The sequence below is a fragment of the Streptomyces sp. NPDC094034 genome (assembly GCF_040303865.1).
Taxonomy (GTDB): domain Bacteria; phylum Actinomycetota; class Actinomycetes; order Streptomycetales; family Streptomycetaceae; genus Streptomyces.
In genome coordinates this window covers 1-16,568 of the sequence record NZ_JBEOUD010000065.1, presented here as the reverse complement: position 1 = coordinate 16,568, position 16,568 = coordinate 1, and the positions used below count along the sequence as shown (strand labels likewise).

Here is a 16,568-nt window from a genome sequence, read left to right as displayed (position 1 = left end):
CCCGTGCGATGGGCCTGTGCGGGTGAAGCTGTGCGAGTGACCTGTGCGGTCGGACGGGCGGCGGCGTGATGACGAACAGCGGAGAGGGCGTGAGCGGGTTCATCTGTAGTCATCTCGCGGATGTGGAGCCGGTGACTCCGGACAGTCCGGACAGTTGCACCGAGTGTGTGGCCATGGGCGACACCTGGGTGCATCTGCGGGAGTGCCAGACCTGCGGCCACATCGGCTGCTGCGACTCCTCCAAGAACAAGCACGCGACCGCGCACCACAACGCCTCCGGACACCCGCTCATCCGTTCGTACGAGCCGGGTGAGGGCTGGTGGTGGTGTTACGAGGACGAGGTCGTCTTCGAGGTCGAGGGCGTGCCACCGATCCGGCCCGCCTGACCGGCCGCCCGCGCCTGGTGCGGGCGGCGGCCCGCGCCAGTACGGGCGTCAGCCCGACGTCACGGTGAACAGCGCGCCGTCCGGATCGCGCAGCGTCGCCTCCTCCGCCGGGGCCCGCGACGTGTCCGGCGGCGAGAGCAGCGCGCCTCCGCCGTTGAGCGCCGCCCGCACCGAACGGGACACCTCCGGCACCCGGAAGTACACATGCCAGCGCGGCCGGATCCGCGGGTCGGGCGTGGCCTGCACGGCGCCGCCACGGATCTTGGCGACCACATGCTCGTCCTGCCGCAACACCGCGTGATCGTCTTCGCGTACGAGCGTGAACCCGCCCTCGGTCTCCGGCGCCCAGCCGAGGACCTGGCTGTAGAACCCGGCCGCGTCGTCGGTGTCGCGGGTGCGCAACTCCAGCCAGGCCGGGGCGCTGCCGCGCCCCACGGTCCAGTCGGAGCGCACCGCGCCCTCCCAGATACCGAACGCCGCGCCGTCGGGGTCCGTGGCCAGCGCGGCCCGGCCCGAGTGGAAGGCCAGCGGACCCACCGCGACGGTCGCGCCGCGCTCCCTGATCCGGGCCGCGGCCTCGTCCACATCGGCCACCGCGAAGTACGGCGTCCAGGAGACGGCGACCTGGAGCGAGGCCGCCAGAGCGCCGATGCCCGCGACCGGCATCCCGTCGGAAAGGGCGACACAGAAATCGTCCCCCAGCCCCGCCGCCCGATAGGTCCAGCCCAGCACATCGCCGTAGAAGGCCTGAGCGGCGGGCAGTTCACGGGAGAGCAGCGTCACCCAGCAAGGAGCTCCGGCCACCGTCTGTGAATCGATCTTGTCCCGCTCCACACCGCTCACTCCGCCCTCACTCCGCCCGCGCCCCGACTCTTGACGCGCTCCGCTGTCTCTACCCACTGCCCCCGATCGGTGCTCCTACTCTGTCAGGCCCGGTGCCGCTTCCCCGCGGCGGGTGGGCGGCGCCGGATTGAGTTCCCGGCCGCCGGGGTGCCGGCCGCGCCAGATCCAGAACACGGCGATGGACACGAGCGCCCAGCCCGCCAGCACGGCGAAGGGGAACACATGCTGGGCCCCGCCGAAGTACACCGCCGTGTGGTTGGCGTTGATCGAGGCGCCCGGTGGCAGCCACCGTCCGATGTGTCCCAGCGCGGAGGGCAGCAGCGGCCAGGAGACGGCACCGCCGGAAGAGGGGTTGCCCAGCAGTACCAACAGCCCCCAGGTCGGCAGCATCGCCCACCGGCCCATGAGGGTGTTGAACATGGTGAAGACCATCCCGGACGTGAACATGGTGAGCGCCAGGATCAGCCAGGACTCCACGAACGGAAGACGGAGCGCGCCGAGCCACCAGTCCACCACCGAGGCGATCGCGAAGGCGCCGAGCAGTGAGTACGCGAGGGTGAAGGCGATCCGTTCCCCGGGGTTCAACTCGCTCGCCTGGACGTTCAGCTGAATCGCCCCGACGAGCCCCACGATCACGGCGGCGAGTGAGACATAGAAGAGCGCCAGCCCGCGCGGATCCCCCTTCTGGAGCGGCTTGACGTCGCTGATCCGTACGGGGACCCCGGCAGCCTTGGCCACGGGCAGGGCGGTTTCCGCGAGCAGTTGCGCCACGGAGGCACCGGCCGCGCCGGCCACCGCGAAATCGACGCGGTCCGTACGGAACGTCAGAATCGCGAAGACCTCCTGTTCCTCGACCGCACTCCGCGCCGCCGCCTCGCTCGGGAAGCGACGGAGTTCGAGCGATCCGTTGAGGGCCTTCTCCATGCCGTCCACGAAGGCGGTGGCGGTTGCCGTGCCGGTGGGCCCCACCGCGGCGGCGGGGATCCGGTGGGGCGTCGGGTTCGCCATGTTGTACGTGTAGGAACCCGCGAAGACCCCGGCCGCCGCGGCGAGGATGAAGGTGAGGACGATCGCGGGGAGGAAGGGCGAGGCGGTGAAGGCGGACCAGCGCCCTCCCGGGGTCCGATGTCTGACGTGCGCGCCGCCGGAGCGTGGCCGACCTTCCTGATCCGCGTCCATGAAGGCACCGTAAACCACGCATATCGGATCGGCGTCGACCACGCATATCGGAACAGCTTCGCGACGGAGAGGGGCGGGATTCCGGAACGGCTTCAGCGCAGCAGGAGTTGAAGCCCGCCCAGGACGGTCGCCCCGATCACCAGTCGCTCGAAGAGTCTTTGGTCGATCCGGTCCACACACGCCTTGCCGATGAGAGCGCCCGGGAAGACGAAGAGCACCAGGGCGGCGTCCAGCAGCAGGGAAGGGCCGTCGATCAGTCCGAGTCCCACGCTGAAGGGCAGCTTGGAGGTATTGACGATCAGAAAGAACCACGCGGAGGTGCCCAGGAACCCGAGCTTCCGGAAACCGGCGGAGAGCAGATAGAGCGACATGACGGGGCCGCCGGCGTTGGCGACCATGGTGGTGAATCCGCCGAGGACCCCGTACGAACGTGCCTTGACGCGACCGGCGGACGACGCCTTCGATCCGCCTTCCCCGGCCGCCGCTCCCGCCGCTCCCGCCACCTCCGTTCCCCCGGCTCCTTCCGCCCCGTCGTGCTCCTCCGGTATCCCTCCGGTCTGCTCGTTCCCCTTCGCGCCGTCCGCGCCGCCGCGCCGACGCCACATCGTGACACCCGCCATCAGCAGCAGGATCGCGCCGATCGAGGTGCGGACAGCGGCGTCATCGGCCCAGAGGAGAAAGACCGTGCCCGCCACCACCCCCGCGGCGACCGCGGGAAACAGCCGCCACAGGGTCGGCCAGTGGGCATGGCGCCGGTAGGTGAGGACCGCCACCACATCACCGACTATCAATATCGGCAGCAGCACGCCCGTCGACTCGCGCGCGGGCAGCACGGCGGCGAATACCGCCAGGCTGACCGTGTTCGCGCCGCTCACCGCGGTCTTCGAGAAGCCGACGAGCGCCGCCGCCGCGGCGAGCGCGGCGAATCCCCACCAAGATATGTCCATTTCGGCAACCGATGGTATGCCCCGGTGCGCGGCCGCCATCGGGCGGTCGGCGCCCGAAGCGGGACTCAGCCCGGTACGGACCGATCCGCCGGGGCGGTCAGCCGGCCACCGCGCGCCAGCGCGAACACCGCCCCGGCGCAGGCCAGGCCCGTACAGGCCAGCACCGCCCAGGGGAGTCGGCGGGCGTCGTGGCGCTGCGCCACATCCCACAGCGCGCCCGTGCCCAGATTGCCGAGCGTGATGCCCAGTCCGGAGACGGTGTTGTAGAAGCCGTAGTGGGTGGCGATCAGCCGGTCGCCCGACAGCGCGACGACGGTGTCCATCTCGAACGGATGGACCACCGCGCTCCCCACGGCCAGCGCGACGACCGCCGCCACCAGCGCGGTGAGCAACCACAGCCGCGCCGGGCGCCCGTCACCGGCGGGGACCAGGGCCGGTGGGACGAACGCCAGCCCCATGATCGTCAGCCCCCGCACCAGCGCTCCCCGCGGACTCCAGCGGCGTGTGGCCCAGCGCGTCAGCCGGGTCTGCCCCACCACCGCCACGGCGGCCGAGACCATGAAGAGCGCGCCTGTGGCCTTCTCGGCGTCGGGCCCCAGCGCCTCGGCGGTGGCCAGCGGCAGGGCCAGATAGACCTGGAAGGTCAGTACGTACGAGCCGATCATGGCCAGCGAGAACAGCAGGAACGGCCGGTTGGCCAGCACCGCGCGCCACCGCGCGGACACCCCCGCCGGGAGTCCGACGGCGCTCTCCGCGCCGCCCCGGGCGGGCAGCGCGCGCCACTGGAGCACCGTCAGCGCGGCGAAGATCACCGCCGCGACCACGCACACCAGCCGGAAGTCCGCGACGAGGAGGGCGAGACCCACCGGCGGCCCCAGCAACATCCCGGCCTGGTAGTAGACGTTGAAGACCGCGAAGGCCTCGACCCGCCGCTCGCCCGCCTCGGCCGCCAGATAGGCGCGTACCGCCGGATTGAACAGCGCGCCCGCGAACCCGGTCGCCGCCGACGCCACGATCAGCGCGGGCAGTTGGTCCACCCACCCCAGCAGTCCGAAACCGGACGTGCGCAGCAGACAGCCGGCCATGATCGGTGCCTTGTAGCCGAATCGGTCGGCGAGGGCGCCGCCGACGAGGAACATCCCCTGTTGCGAGAGCGTGCGTACGCCGAGCACCAGCCCGACCGCCCAGGCGGCCAGCCCGAGCCCACCCGCGAGATGCGCCGCGAGATAGGGCATGAGCATGTAGAAGGCGAGATTGATGGCGAACTGGTTCGCCATCAACAGACGTGCCGCGGGCGGGAAGGACCGGGTCGTGGCCCAGACGCCCATGGTCCTGGCCCCGGTGCCGCGGGCCGTCACCGAGCCCTTCACCCGGCCACCCCCGCCAGACCGCCGCCCGCCTCCGGTCCGGCCGCGGCGAGTGGGTCCACCACCGTGGTACAGCGCGTCCACCGGGTGACAGCGCGTTCGCCGGGATGCGCGATCTCCCTGGGACGGTCGGCGGGCCGGTGGTCGAGCAGACCATGCTCACGGCAGTACGTGTCGTCGAACACGGTCCCGACGTAGCGCTGCGGGCCGTCCGGGAAAACCGCCACGATCCGCTCCCCGGGCGGCCGTACGGACGCCAGCCAGCGGGCGACCAGGGCGACCGCCCCGACGCTCCAGCCGCCCGTCGCGTAACGCGCCCGCGCCAGCGAACGCGCGGCCCAGACCGCTTCCGGGGCGGCCACCCAGTGCACCTCGTCGAAGAGGCCGTACGCGACATTGCGCGGATGGATGCTGCTGCCCAGACCGCGCATCAGCCGGGGCGCCGGGGGCTGGCCGAAGATGGTCGAGCCGGTGGTGTCGACACCCACCACTCGCAGGGCGGGGAAGTGGTGACGCAGCACGGTGCCGATCCCGGCGGAGTGCCCGCCGGTACCGACACTGGCCACGAGCGTGTCGATCCGGCCCAGTTGGGACACCAGCTCCTGGGCGAGCGGACGGTACGCGGCCACATTGTCCGGGTTGTGGTACTGATCCGGACACCAGGAATCCGGATACGCGGCGAGCAGCTCCGTCACCCGCCGCCTGCGGGCCTCCTGCCAGCCGCCCACCGGATGCGGCGCCCGCACCAGCTCGATGTCCGCGCCGTACGCCGTCAGCAGCCCGGTCATCAGCGGTTCCATCCCCGGATCGGTGACGACGGTGACGGGATGGCCGAAGACCACCCCGGCCAGCGCCAGCCCCAGACCCAGCGTGCCGGAGGTGGATTCCACGATCCGTGCCCCGGGCGGCAGTTCGCCGCGCTCCCGGGCGCGCGCCACCATGTACAGGGCCGTGCGGTCCTTGATTCCGCCGGGGTTGTGGCCTTCCAGCTTGGCCCAGAAGCCGCGGCCGGGGGCCGTGAACGGGGCGCCGATCCACAGCGTCGGAGTGTCGCCGACCAGCGCGGCCGGGCTGTGGGCCGGCTGGGGGGCGGGTGAAACGTCGAAGGGGTCCATCGCGCAGAGCTCCAGTGGCCGGCCGCGCGTGGGCGCGCCCCGGCCGTGGTGAGGGGGAACGGTCGAAGAGCGTGGCGAGCCACCGGCGCCAGGTGCGGCCGCGGCCGCACGCGCGCTGTCAGTGGCCCGGGGCCGTCATCAGTTCCGCCACACACCCAGCGCGGCGCGCCGCCGCTGCCGCGTGTCCCGCTCACCACCGGCGTCCTCGCGTGCCGCGTGGGCGCCTGGGCCCATCGGGTTCCGTACGGCGCGGTCCGCCGCGTCCGGACCCCCGTCGGCGGCGAGGGGGACGGCGAACGCGTCCGGGCGCTGCGGCAGGACGCTCGGTTCATCCGTGTCGGTGCAGGAAGCCGCCCCATGGCCGGCCCGACCGGCGCAGCCGGCCACCGGCGTGGGCGGGTGACCGATGGCGGGGTACCGCGGCGAGAGGGCCGTGGACATCGCCGCGCCCGGTGGCACGGCCGCCGCGCCCGGTGGCGCCGCGGCGGAGACCGGACCGTGCGCACAGGCCAGCACGTGGAACAGCGCGGCCAGCACGATGAGCAGGACGGCGCATGGTCTCGACCCGCGCCCGCCCTTCCCGTGTCCCGCCGTACCGTTCATGTCGCGCAGCGTATGTGATCGCTCACCCCATGTCGTCACCGCGGAGTGTTCGTCGCGCTGCCCGCTGCGTAATCTGTGGCTCCTGGGACAAGCCTCCTGGGACAGGCTCGTGACCTGTGGCCGCAGACCGCGGCCGCCGCGAGATCCGGCCGTGCGCCGGGACGACGAAACCGCGAGGTGGATGCGATGGACGCGGAGCGACCGCCGGAGTTCCACTCGGACGTGGCCCACCCCGCACGGGTGTACGACGCGTGGCTGGGCGGCACCCATCACTTCCCCGCCGATCAGGAGGCCGCCGAACTGGCGGCCGTCGCCAACCCGGGGATCGTGCCCGCCGTCCGCGCCAACCGCGCCTTCCTCGGCAGGACCGTCCGGTATCTCGCCGGCGAAGCCGGGATCCGGCAGTTCCTGGACATCGGTACGGGCATCCCCGCCACCGGCAACACCCACGAAGTCGCCCAGTCCCTCGCCCCGGACTCCCGGGTCGTCTATGTCGACAACGACCGGATCGTGCTGGCCCACGCCCGGGCGCTGCTCGACGGGACACCCGAGGGACGGACCGACTACATCGAGGCGGACGCGCGCGAGGTGGAGACCATCCTCGCGGAGGCCGCGCACACACTGGACTTCGGCCGGCCGGTGGGGCTGATGCTCGTGGCGCTCCTCCAGTACATCCCGGACGTGGACGATCCGTACGGCATCACGGCCCGGCTGCTCGACGCGCTGCCCTCGGGCAGCCATGTCGTGCTCTCGCATCCGGCGAGCGACATCGGCGCCGACGCGGTGGCCGAGTCGATGCGGGTGTACAACGAACGGGCCGCTGCCCACGGCGCCGCCACCCCCCGCACCCGGGATCGGGTACGGCGTTTCTTCGACGGCACGGAACTGCTGGCGCCCGGAGTCGTGGCGCTGCCGGACTGGCGGCCGGACCCGCACGACGCCCGGGACGCGGACATCCCGATGTGGGGCGGAGTGGGACGGAAGCCCTGAGCGCCGAAAACCCGAGGACATCAGCCACCGACATTCCGTAACGTCCTGGTCGGCGTGGCACACGAGGGCCGCGCGGGCCTCGACGCGCCCGGCCGCCCCGGGGTGGACCGGTACCGGTCGAGGCCGAGTCCACGAGTCGCGAGTCGACGGGCAGGGAGAACACGATGCAGGGTGTCGGCCGGCCGATCGTCGATCTGTTGTCCCGGTACCGGACACGGGATCCCCGGGAGGCCGCCGACGCGGCCCGCGTCCACGCGCTCGCGAAGGGCGCGGACGATCCCTGGCTACGCTCGATCCCGCTGCATGTGACGGCGTCCGCGCTGATCGTGCACCCCGCGAGCGGACGGGTGCTGATGCGCTGGCACCCGCGCCAGCGCTCATGGCTCCAGGTCGGGGGCCATGGCGATCCGGGCGAGAGCGATCCCCTGGAGATCGCGTCGCGGGAGGGCCGCGAGGAGACCGGGCTGGGGGACCTGGTCCCGTATCCGGACGCGTCCCGCGCGCGGCTCGTTCAGGTGGTGATCGTGCCGGTCGCCGCGGGTGGCGGTGAACCCGCGCATGAACACGCGGACCTCCGGTTCGTCCTGGCCACGGCCGAACCGGACGCGGCACGGCCGGAGAACCCCGATGCCCCGTTGCGCTGGATGTCCCCGGCCGAGGCGCGGGAGGCCACCTCCGAGGAGAACGTCCGTGAAGCGCTGCGGCGGGTGGAGGAACTGCTGGCCGTCGCCGCCGAGCGCGGCTGACCGACGGACACGCGGCTCAGGCCGTGGCGTCGTTCGGCGCCGGCGCCAGCGCGAAGACGCAGGCGACCCCCGCCACCAGCACGGCGGCCAGCCCGACGACCCCCGCCAGCGTCAACTGAAGCAGCAGCGCGCCGGTCGCCGCCCCGGCGAACATGGCGATCAACGAGCCGACCTTGCGGTGTGGTCGCGTACCGGTGCCCGTCCCGAGCACGCTCTCCGCCGTGAGTCCGGTGAGCGTCTGGGTGAGGACGGTCGTCGTCAGATCCCGGGGGGCGAGCACGCGCACCGTCGCGTTCTGAAGACCGGAGCAACCACCGAGCAGCGCGATGGTCACCAGTACGAGCCGGCCCTCGGGGCTGAGCACTCCCGTGCCGAGCAACAGAGCCGTCAGCGTGAGTCCGACGGCCTGGCAGGTGAAGGCCCGGACCAGCCAGAACCGTGGCCGGCCGCCGAGGAACTTGCTGAGATGCCCGCCGAAGAACGCCCCCAGGACGAAGGCCGCCATGGCCACGATCGGTGCGACCACCGACATCTGGGACCCCTTCGCGACGGAGAATCCGAGGAAGACGACGTTGCCGGTCATATTGGCGACGAAGACATGCCCCAGCCGCAGATAGCTCACCGCGTCCACGAGACCGGTCGCGAAGGTCATGGTCAGCAGCGCGCCGACGGCCCACCGCCGTGCCACGGGAAGTCTCTCGGGCACAGGGGCACCTGCCTTCCTTCGCGCTCGCCCTCGCGGGCGGACCGTGTCTCACCGGCGGACGCTCTCCCGCGCACGGCGCCTCGCACGGACCAACGCACGGACCAACGAACGGGCCAATGGATCGACCCTAGCCCCGCAGTGCGGGCCGTCCTGTCCGCACCACGCGGACGGGCGTCGCGTGCGCATGAGGTAAGAAGTACGGGAACGGGCATGGCCGCCACGCCCGATCGCCGAGAAGGGGAACTCCATGCTCCAGCCGCCCGCAAGCCCCGATGCCCCCCCTGCCCGGGCCATACCTCCGGGGCCGAGGAACTGGGCCGGCAACATCACCTTCAACGCGGGGCGCGTGCACACGCCCTCATCGGTGGAACGGTTGCGGGAGATCGTCGCGGGAAGCCGCTCGGTGCGCGCGCTCGGCAGCGGCCACTCGTTCAACGCCATCGCCGACACCCACGGCGATCTGGTCTCGGTGGCCGGGCTGCCCCGGATCGTGGAGGTCGACGAGACGGCCGCCACCGTCACGGTCAGCGCCGGTCTGCGGTTCGCCGAGTTCACCGGAGCGCTTCACCGCGCGGGCCTCGCCCTGCACAACCTCGGCTCGCTGCCGCACATCTCCGTGGCCGGCGCCTGTGCCACCGGAACCCACGGATCCGGGGTCGGCAACGGCACACTCGCCTCGGCGGTCCGCGCGCTCGAACTCGTCACGGCCGACGGTGAACTGCTCGTCCTCGACCGGGACGACGAGGACTTCGCGGGGGCGGTGACCGCCTTGGGCGCGGTCGGCGTCGTGACCCGTATGACGCTCGGCCTCGTGCCCGCGTACGACATCCGGCAGTGGGTGTACGAGGGACTTCCGTACGAGCGGCTGCGTGAGCGGTTCGACGAGGTGCTGTCCGCCGCGTACAGCGTGAGCGTCTTCACCAGCTGGCGTACGGAGCGGATCGAGCAGTTGTGGCTCAAGCAGCGGATCGGCGACGGCGACGACGACCCGGACCCGGTACCCGGCCAACGATTCGGTGCCGTACGTGCCGACGGCCCCCGGCACCCGGTGCCCGGTATGGACCCGTCGACCTGCACGGTTCAGTCCGGCGTCGCCGGGCCGTGGCACGAACGACTGCCGCACTTCCGGCCCGAGTTCACTCCGAGCAGCGGCGAGGAACTACAGAGCGAGTACTTCGTCGCGCGGAAGGACGGGCCGGCGGCCTTCGACGCGCTGGCACGGATCAGGGAGCGCATCGCGCCGGTCCTCCAGATCGGTGAGATCAGGTCGGTCGCGGCCGACGAACTGTGGCTCAGCCCCGCCTACGGACGGGACACCGTGGCCTTCCACTTCACCTGGCACCCGGACACCGCGGCCGTCATGCCCGTGCTGGACGCGATCGAGGAGGCCCTCGCGCCGTTCGACGTCAGACCGCACTGGGGAAAGCTGTTCACGATGGGCCAGGAGCGGGTGGCGGCGCTGTACGAGCGGTACGCCGACTTCGAGGCGCTGACCGCGAAGCACGACCCGCGCGGAGTCTTCCGCAACGACCTGCTGGAACGGTACTTCCCGGGCGGGCGCGGATAGGGGCGGACGGCGGTGGTCGGCCGATCCGCACCCCGTAAAAATGGCGGGTTTTACCCCGGAAGATCCTCCCGTACCGCGCTCGCGGAGCACCATTTTGCGGCACGCTACTCGGGTGAGCGCGAACCCCGATGAGGCAGCGGACGATGAGACGGCGGACGATGAGTCCGCGGGCGAGTTATTCGATGACGCGGCGGCCCGGCGGCTGCTGGAGCTGGGCCGGCGCGAGGAGGCGCTGCGGCGCAAGTTCCCGGTGAACGGACCCGACGGGGAGCGGACATCGGTCGCGCATTACACGGCGTATTCGGCGATGCTCCACGAGGACGGCGGCTGGCGACAGCTCTTCCCGGCGGTTCCGGCCGAAGCGGAGGCCAGGACGGATCTCCGTGATGTGCTGCGGGTACGGGCCCTGGACGCGGGCGAGCTGGCACCGCGCTTCACCCGGGCGGCCGAGGCGGTCGTACGCGGCGAGAACCAAGTGATCATCGGCGGCGATGTCTACCGCGTGGTGCGGATCGAGCAGACGGTCATCATGACCGGCCATGGTCCACAGCCGCCGGGGCCCCGGGATCAGGAGTTTCCGGAGGTGCTCGACGAACGTCCGGGGCCTCGGGGACCAGGACGGGAGCTGGACGACTGAGCGGTCCCGGTCCGACAGGGCCCATCGGGGTACACCCATGGGAGAACGCCCACGAGGGAACGCCCATGGGGGAGTACGGCGCTCACTCCCGGCGTGCCACCACCAGGGCACATCGAGGGCTTCCGTCAGGGCGTCGGCCGAGATCCGTCAGCGGGAGGAGTTCGGTGGTGAACCCCGTACGGGCCAGTTCGTCCAGTACCTCGGGCAGCCTGAACGTGCGGTAGTACATGACGAATCGCGGATGCCAGAGCAGATTGCGCAGCCTCATCGCCGTGTCGAAGCCCCAGAGCGCCCAGTAGAGCGCGGAGCCGACGGGGGGCGGGGCCGGTAGAGGAAACACGAACAGGCCGCCGGGACGCAGCACCGCGTGGGCCCGCGCGAACAGCACGGGACGTTCGGCGGGCAGGAAATGGCCGAACGCGCCGAAACTGACGGCCAGATCGAAGGCCGGCGCGAAGGGCAGGGCGCGCGCGTCGGCACGTACCCAGTCCACGGCCGCCGAGGTGAACTCGTGGGAGGCGGCGGACGCGGAGCCGGGGGAGGAGGCAGCGGCGGCGGCGAGCATGCCCGCGCTGAAGTCGACACCGATGACCCGCTCGTCGCACAACCGCCGCAGCGCACCCACTCCGGCCCCGGTGCCGCAGCAGATGTCGAGCCCCGTGGCGAACGGCCCGAGCGGCCGGACCGTACGTACCACCGCGTCCAGCAGATGATCGGGCGTACGGAACGGCGTGTGGTCGAACTTCGGCGCCAGCAGGTCATAGCCGTGCTCGATGGACGAGAACGCCTGCACGGCGAGTTCGCGAAGGGTCGGGCCCTGAGGTGTGAACATCAAGGCCCAGGGTAACGACAGGGCCGCACAAGTCCTCAGGAGGTGCCGGTCGGCGGAGATCGTCCGCCGGACGGCGGGTGCCGCGCGGGCTGTGCGGGGGTGTCGGGCGACGCGCCGGCGCGCGGTGGGCGAATCCCGGCCACGCGGGCCCGCACACCGGCGGAATTCATGCGATCGCAACGCCCTGATCTCGACAGGTCCCCCCACGCGGTGCCACTCTCCCGCCATGCACCTCACCGCCCGAAACCTGCTCCCCGCGCTTCCCGCCCTCCTCCTCGTCATCGGCGCCGCCTCGGGCTGCGCCCCGCAGGACACCTCGACCGAAGCCGACGCGTCCGCCTCCGGAGCCGCCGCGTCCACCTGCGACCCGGGCACGATGCCCACGGAAGCGAAGGGAAAGCTGACGGTGGGCACGGACAAGCCGGCCTACGCGCCCTGGTTCCAGGACGACGACCCGGCGAGCGGCAAGGGATTCGAGTCGGCGGTGGCCTATGCCGTGGCCAAGGCCCTCGGGTACGAGAAGAACCAAGTTGTCTGGCAGACCGTGCCGTTCAACAACTCATTCGCGCCCGGCGAGAAGAACTTCGACTTCGACATCAACCAGATCTCCATCAGTGACGAGCGCGAGAAGGCCGTCGACTTCTCCTCGGGCTACTACGACGTACGGCAGGCCGTCATCGCGCTGAAGGACTCCCCGTACGCCAACGCCACCAACGCCGCCGGTCTCAAGGGCGCCAAGCTCGGCGCGCAGGTCGGCACCACGAGCCTCGACACGATCAACCAGATCATCAAGCCGACGCGGCAGCCCGCCGTCTACCAGAAGAACGACTTCGCCAAGTCGGCGCTGCGCAACGGTCAGGTCGACGCCATCGTCGTCGACCTGCCCACGGCCTTCTACATCACCTCGACGGAGGTGCCGGACGCGAAGGTGGTCGGCCAGTTCGCGGACTCGGCAGGCGCCGCGGAGCGGTTCGGACTCGTCCTCGACAAGGGCAGCGAACTCACGACCTGCGTCACCAAGGCCGTCGACGGGCTGCGGGCCGACGGCACGCTCGCCGCGCTGGAGAAGCGGTGGCTCTCCGACGCCGTGGACGCGCCGGTGCTCAAGTGACCTCCTCGAACACCGTACGGCCGACGAAGGACGAGGGCGAGGACACCTACACGCCCTCGGCGCGGCGGATCGCGCGCGAGCGGTACAAGCGCGCCCGCGCCCGCAGGGCCACCGCCGTCGCCGCGCTCTCCACCCTCGTCACCGGCGTCGTCCTTTTCCTCGTCATCACGGGCTCACCCGGCTGGCAGCGCACCCGCGAGACCTTCTTCAGCGCCGAGTACGCGCGGATGGCCCTGCCCAAGGTCCTCGACGGACTGCTCCTCAATCTGCGGCTGCTGGCGATCTGCGGGGTGTGCGTCCTGCTGTTCGGACTGCTGCTCGCCGTCGCCCGCACCCTGCGTGGCCCGGTCTTCTTCCCCGTGCGTGCCCTGGCCACCGCCTACACCGACTTCTTCCGCGGGCTGCCCCTGATCATCTGCCTGCTGATGGTCGTCTTCGGGGTCCCGGCGCTGCGGCTGGAGGGCGTCACCACGGACCCGGTACTGCTGGGCGGGACGGCGCTGGTCCTGACCTACTCCGCGTATGTCGCCGAGGTGTTCCGGGCGGGCATCGAGTCCGTACACCCCTCCCAGCGAGCGGCGGCCCGTTCGCTGGGACTGTCCAGCGCCAAGACACTGCGGTACGTCGTGCTTCCGCAGGCCGTACGGCGTGTCGTGCCGCCGCTGCTCAATGATCTGGTGTCACTTCAGAAGGACACAGGACTCGTGTCGATCGCCGGCGCCGTGGACGCCGTGTACGCGGCGCAGATCATCGCCGGAAAGTACTTCAACTACACGCCGTATGTGGTCGCGGGCCTCGTCTTCGTCGCGCTGACGATCCCGATGACCCGGTTCACGGACTGGGTCACCGCCCGGATGGACCGCCGACGTGTCCAGGGAGGAACCGTATGACCGCCCACGATGTCCGCGCGACGGACGGCGGCGAGCGGCCGGTGCTGCGCCTGGAGTCCGTACGCAAGACCTTCGGACGGGACCGGGTCGTCCTGCGCGATGTCAGTCTTGATGTGGCCCCGCACACCGTGACCGCGCTGATCGGTGCCTCCGGCTCCGGCAAGTCCACCCTCCTGCGGTGCGCCAATCTGCTGGAGGAGATCGACGACGGCGCGATCTTCCTCGACGGCGAGGAGATCACCGACCCGCGGGCCGATCAGGACGCGGTGCGCCGCCGTATCGGGGTGGTGTTCCAGTCGTACAACCTCTTCCCTCATATGACGGTCCTTCAGAACATCACGCTCGCGCCGCGCAGGGTCCTCGGCGTCTCCCGGGAGGAGGCGGAGGCGCGGGCGCGCGAGCTGCTGGAACGGCTCGGCCTCGGGGACAAGGCGGGGGAGTACCCGGACCGGCTCAGCGGCGGTCAGCAGCAGCGCGCCGCGATCGTACGCGCGCTCGCGGTACGGCCGCGGCTGCTGCTCCTGGACGAGATCACGGCGGCGCTCGACCCCGAACTCGTCGGTGAGGTGCTCTCGGTCGTACGCGATCTGAAGGGCGACGGGATGACGATGGTGCTGGCCACTCATGAGATGGGCTTCGCCCGTGAGGTCGCGGACCAGGTGTGTTTCCTGGACGACGGGGTGGTGCTGGAGCGCGGGGCGCCTCAGGAACTGTTCGGCGATCCGCGACAGGAGCGTACGAGGCGCTTCCTTCGGCGAATCGTCGAGGCGGGCCGGCTGTGACGAGGCGGGCCGAGCGCGCCGGGTCGGGGTCGGCCGCACCGGGTCGGGGCCGGCCGCGCCGGTGGCCGTCGGCGAACTGAGGTTTTCCCCAGTCCCATTGTGAGGCCAGCGGTATGTTCCACGACCACTGTCGATCGGATCATGGGAGTCGTACCTGAACGATCGACGGGGGAGACATGAGCATGCGCGGGAAGAGTTCTTCGGGCCGACCGGTGACCGGAGTCGTGGTGGCGCTCGCGCTGCTCTCGGTGGTGGGTGGTGTCGCCGTCCCCGCGGCCCCGGCGGGCGCCACATCGCGTCCGCCGCCTCCGACCGGAGTGTGGCGGACAGACGGGTACGGGACGGTGCTCGCGGCCGAGGAAGGTGTTCTGCGGGAGTACCAGACCACCGCTGTGGGCTGTCTGGAGGGCGAGCCGGCGCGCCGCACCGGCGGAGACGCCGGATCGGCTCGGTACGCCAACGACGACGGCGATGTCCTCACCCTGCGCTCGACGGACAGCCGGGACCGGGCCTCGATGCGTGTGGACGGGTCGGTCGGGGAGAGGACCCTGTTCCGAGTCGCGGCGCTGCCGGATTCCTGCACCAGGGAGCGGGCGACTGGTCCGGTGGCGACGTTCGATGTCTTCTGGCAGACCTTCGAGGAGAACTATCCGTTCTTCGCGGCCAAGGGGATCGACTGGTCGGCGGTCCGGGAGCGCTTTCGCCCCACGGTCCACGAGGACACGACCGACGCCGAACTGTTCGCGGTTCTCAGCGACATGGCGCGCCCGCTGTACGACGCCCATGTCGTCGTCCTCGGCGGCTCCGCCGGCGTCTTCGCGCGGAGCAGGCCGGGCACCGCGGTACCGGGCCCGGAGCTGGACAACCGGACCAAGGAGTATGTCGAGCAGCGTGATCTGGGCGGCCGTCAACTCCGGGAGTTCGCGCGCGGCCGGATCGGCTACGCGGATCTGCCCGGCGGACAGGGGTATGTGCGTGTCTCGGGCTTCGATGGCTATACGGAGGAGGACACCTATGCCGCCGACAGCGCCGAACTGGACCGCGCCCTGGACGCGATTCTCACCCGTGAGCGCACGAACGGACTGACCGGGCTGATCATCGACCTGCGGGTGAACGGTGGCGGGTCCGACGCTCTTGGACTTCGGATCGCCGCCCGCCTCACCGACCGTCCGTACTTCGCCTACGCCAAGCGGGCGCGCAACGACCCGGCCGATCCGACCCGCTTCACCCGCCCGGAGCCCCTGTACATACAACCGGCGCGAGCGCCCCGGTTCACCGGGCCCGTCGCCGTGCTGACGGCGGGCACCACCTACAGCGCCGCGGAGACCTTCACCCAGGCACTCATTGACCGTCCCGGCGGGACCGTCCGGATCGGCGAGCCGACCCAGGGCGTCTTCTCGGACATCTTGCGGCGCGAACTGCCGAACGGGTGGTCGTTCTGGCTGCCGAACGAGGAGTTCCTGACCCGCTCGGGCGAGACCTTCGACGGTGCCGGTATCCCGGCGCACATACCGGAACCCGTCTTCACCGAGGAGGAGTTCGACCATCGGCGGGACTCCGCGTTCGACCGGGCGACCGAGGTGCTGGGGACGTGGTCCTGAACGCGGGCTTCCCGCCCGCGATGTCGCTCAATCGCTGGTCATAGGTGCTCCGGAAGGCGGGTCCGACGGGACAAGTCCTATCGGGGGCCGGGGACCCGGCCCCTGGCTGCCGAGAATTCCACGGGGAGGGAGACCGGGATGCGTGTCCAGGGGGAGGGGTGCCAGGCGACCTGTTCGGCGGGGATGGTGAGTCGCATGTCGGGGAGGAGGTGCAGGACGGTGTTGACGGCGGTGCGGGTGATGAGTCGGGCGGGTACTTGTGCGGG

The 16,568-nt window shown here is 71.2% G+C and carries 17 protein-coding genes and 1 pseudogene; 9 read left to right on the top strand and 9 right to left on the bottom strand.

The annotated features are described in order from the left end of the window. The first annotated feature begins 89 nt into the window (after positions 1 to 89). Positions 90 to 386, top strand: coding sequence for a UBP-type zinc finger domain-containing protein (locus ABTZ59_RS34375; protein ID WP_351423811.1), 297 nt, complete (start codon positions 90 to 92; stop codon positions 384 to 386). A gap of 48 nt (positions 387 to 434) precedes the next feature. Here the strand turns inward: ABTZ59_RS34375 and ABTZ59_RS34370 are convergent, their stop codons facing one another. The 6 genes from ABTZ59_RS34370 to ABTZ59_RS34345 form a co-directional block, all read right to left on the bottom strand. Beyond that, positions 435 to 1,220, bottom strand: a complete 786-nt coding sequence (locus ABTZ59_RS34370; RefSeq protein WP_351423866.1) for a VOC family protein — start codon at positions 1,218 to 1,220, stop codon at positions 435 to 437. Between the two features lie 84 nt (positions 1,221 to 1,304). Next, the gene (locus tag ABTZ59_RS34365; protein WP_351423808.1) at positions 1,305 to 2,408 is read right to left on the bottom strand and encodes an ABC-2 transporter permease; all 1,104 of its coding nucleotides are present in this window, start codon (positions 2,406 to 2,408) and stop codon (positions 1,305 to 1,307) included. Positions 2,409 to 2,500: 92 nt separating this feature from the next. Beyond that, positions 2,501 to 3,355 (bottom strand): sulfite exporter TauE/SafE family protein, encoded by an 855-nt coding sequence (locus ABTZ59_RS34360; protein ID WP_351423805.1) that lies wholly within the window; start codon positions 3,353 to 3,355, stop codon positions 2,501 to 2,503. A gap of 65 nt (positions 3,356 to 3,420) precedes the next feature. Next, on the bottom strand, positions 3,421 to 4,683 hold the full coding sequence (locus ABTZ59_RS34355; RefSeq protein ID WP_351423863.1) for an MFS transporter: 1,263 nt from the start codon (positions 4,681 to 4,683) through the stop codon (positions 3,421 to 3,423). 38 nt (positions 4,684 to 4,721) lie between these two features. After that, positions 4,722 to 5,837, bottom strand: coding sequence for a PLP-dependent cysteine synthase family protein (locus ABTZ59_RS34350; RefSeq protein ID WP_351423802.1), 1,116 nt, complete (start codon positions 5,835 to 5,837; stop codon positions 4,722 to 4,724). 138 nt (positions 5,838 to 5,975) lie between these two features. Then, entirely contained in the window at positions 5,976 to 6,440 is a 465-nt protein-coding gene (locus tag ABTZ59_RS34345; protein WP_351423798.1) for a hypothetical protein, read from the bottom strand. Between the two features lie 186 nt (positions 6,441 to 6,626). Between ABTZ59_RS34345 and ABTZ59_RS34340 the strand changes: the two genes are divergently transcribed. Both ABTZ59_RS34340 and ABTZ59_RS34335 read left to right on the top strand, forming a co-directional pair. Further along, positions 6,627 to 7,430, top strand: coding sequence for an SAM-dependent methyltransferase (locus ABTZ59_RS34340; RefSeq protein ID WP_351423795.1), 804 nt, complete (start codon positions 6,627 to 6,629; stop codon positions 7,428 to 7,430). 164 nt (positions 7,431 to 7,594) lie between these two features. Further along, on the top strand, positions 7,595 to 8,176 hold the full coding sequence (locus tag ABTZ59_RS34335; RefSeq protein ID WP_351423791.1) for an NUDIX hydrolase: 582 nt from the start codon (positions 7,595 to 7,597) through the stop codon (positions 8,174 to 8,176). A gap of 16 nt (positions 8,177 to 8,192) precedes the next feature. Here ABTZ59_RS34335 and ABTZ59_RS34330 read toward each other — a convergent pair whose 3' ends face one another. Next, the gene (locus ABTZ59_RS34330) at positions 8,193 to 8,882 is read right to left on the bottom strand and encodes a YoaK family protein (RefSeq protein ID WP_351423788.1); all 690 of its coding nucleotides are present in this window, start codon (positions 8,880 to 8,882) and stop codon (positions 8,193 to 8,195) included. 247 nt (positions 8,883 to 9,129) lie between these two features. On the opposite strand from ABTZ59_RS34330, the gene ABTZ59_RS34325 reads away from it, so the two are divergent. Next, a complete protein-coding gene (locus tag ABTZ59_RS34325; protein WP_351423785.1) occupies positions 9,130 to 10,449 on the top strand; it encodes an FAD-binding protein in 1,320 nt (439 codons plus the stop codon). A gap of 112 nt (positions 10,450 to 10,561) precedes the next feature. Next, positions 10,562 to 11,086 carry a DUF5954 family protein gene (locus ABTZ59_RS34320; RefSeq protein WP_351423780.1) on the top strand — a complete coding sequence of 175 codons (525 nt, stop codon included), beginning with the start codon at positions 10,562 to 10,564 and terminating at the stop codon, positions 11,084 to 11,086. A gap of 82 nt (positions 11,087 to 11,168) precedes the next feature. On the opposite strand, the gene ABTZ59_RS34315 is transcribed toward ABTZ59_RS34320, so the two are convergent. Next, a complete protein-coding gene (locus ABTZ59_RS34315; RefSeq protein WP_351423777.1) occupies positions 11,169 to 11,918 on the bottom strand; it encodes a class I SAM-dependent methyltransferase in 750 nt (249 codons plus the stop codon). 226 nt (positions 11,919 to 12,144) lie between these two features. On the opposite strand from ABTZ59_RS34315, the gene ABTZ59_RS34310 reads away from it, so the two are divergent. The 4 genes from ABTZ59_RS34310 (at position 12,145) to ABTZ59_RS34295 (ending at position 16,302) form a co-directional block, all read left to right on the top strand. Further along, positions 12,145 to 13,029 (top strand): ABC transporter substrate-binding protein, encoded by an 885-nt coding sequence (locus ABTZ59_RS34310; RefSeq protein ID WP_351423773.1) that lies wholly within the window; start codon positions 12,145 to 12,147, stop codon positions 13,027 to 13,029. Further along, positions 13,026 to 13,919: an amino acid ABC transporter permease gene (locus ABTZ59_RS34305; RefSeq protein WP_351423767.1), complete on the top strand. Its 894-nt coding sequence runs from the start codon at positions 13,026 to 13,028 to the stop codon at positions 13,917 to 13,919. Before ABTZ59_RS34310 ends, ABTZ59_RS34305 begins: the two co-directional genes overlap by 4 nt. Next, positions 13,916 to 14,701: an amino acid ABC transporter ATP-binding protein gene (locus tag ABTZ59_RS34300; RefSeq protein WP_351423762.1), complete on the top strand. Its 786-nt coding sequence runs from the start codon at positions 13,916 to 13,918 to the stop codon at positions 14,699 to 14,701. The genes ABTZ59_RS34305 and ABTZ59_RS34300 overlap by 4 nt, the downstream gene beginning before the upstream one ends. 182 nt (positions 14,702 to 14,883) lie before the next feature. Further along, positions 14,884 to 16,302: a S41 family peptidase gene (locus tag ABTZ59_RS34295; protein ID WP_503003840.1), complete on the top strand. Its 1,419-nt coding sequence runs from the start codon at positions 14,884 to 14,886 to the stop codon at positions 16,300 to 16,302. A gap of 77 nt (positions 16,303 to 16,379) precedes the next feature. On the opposite strand, the pseudogene ABTZ59_RS34290 reads toward ABTZ59_RS34295, so the two are convergent. Then, positions 16,380 to 16,568: pseudogene (locus ABTZ59_RS34290) on the bottom strand (cytochrome P450); the annotation flags it as partial.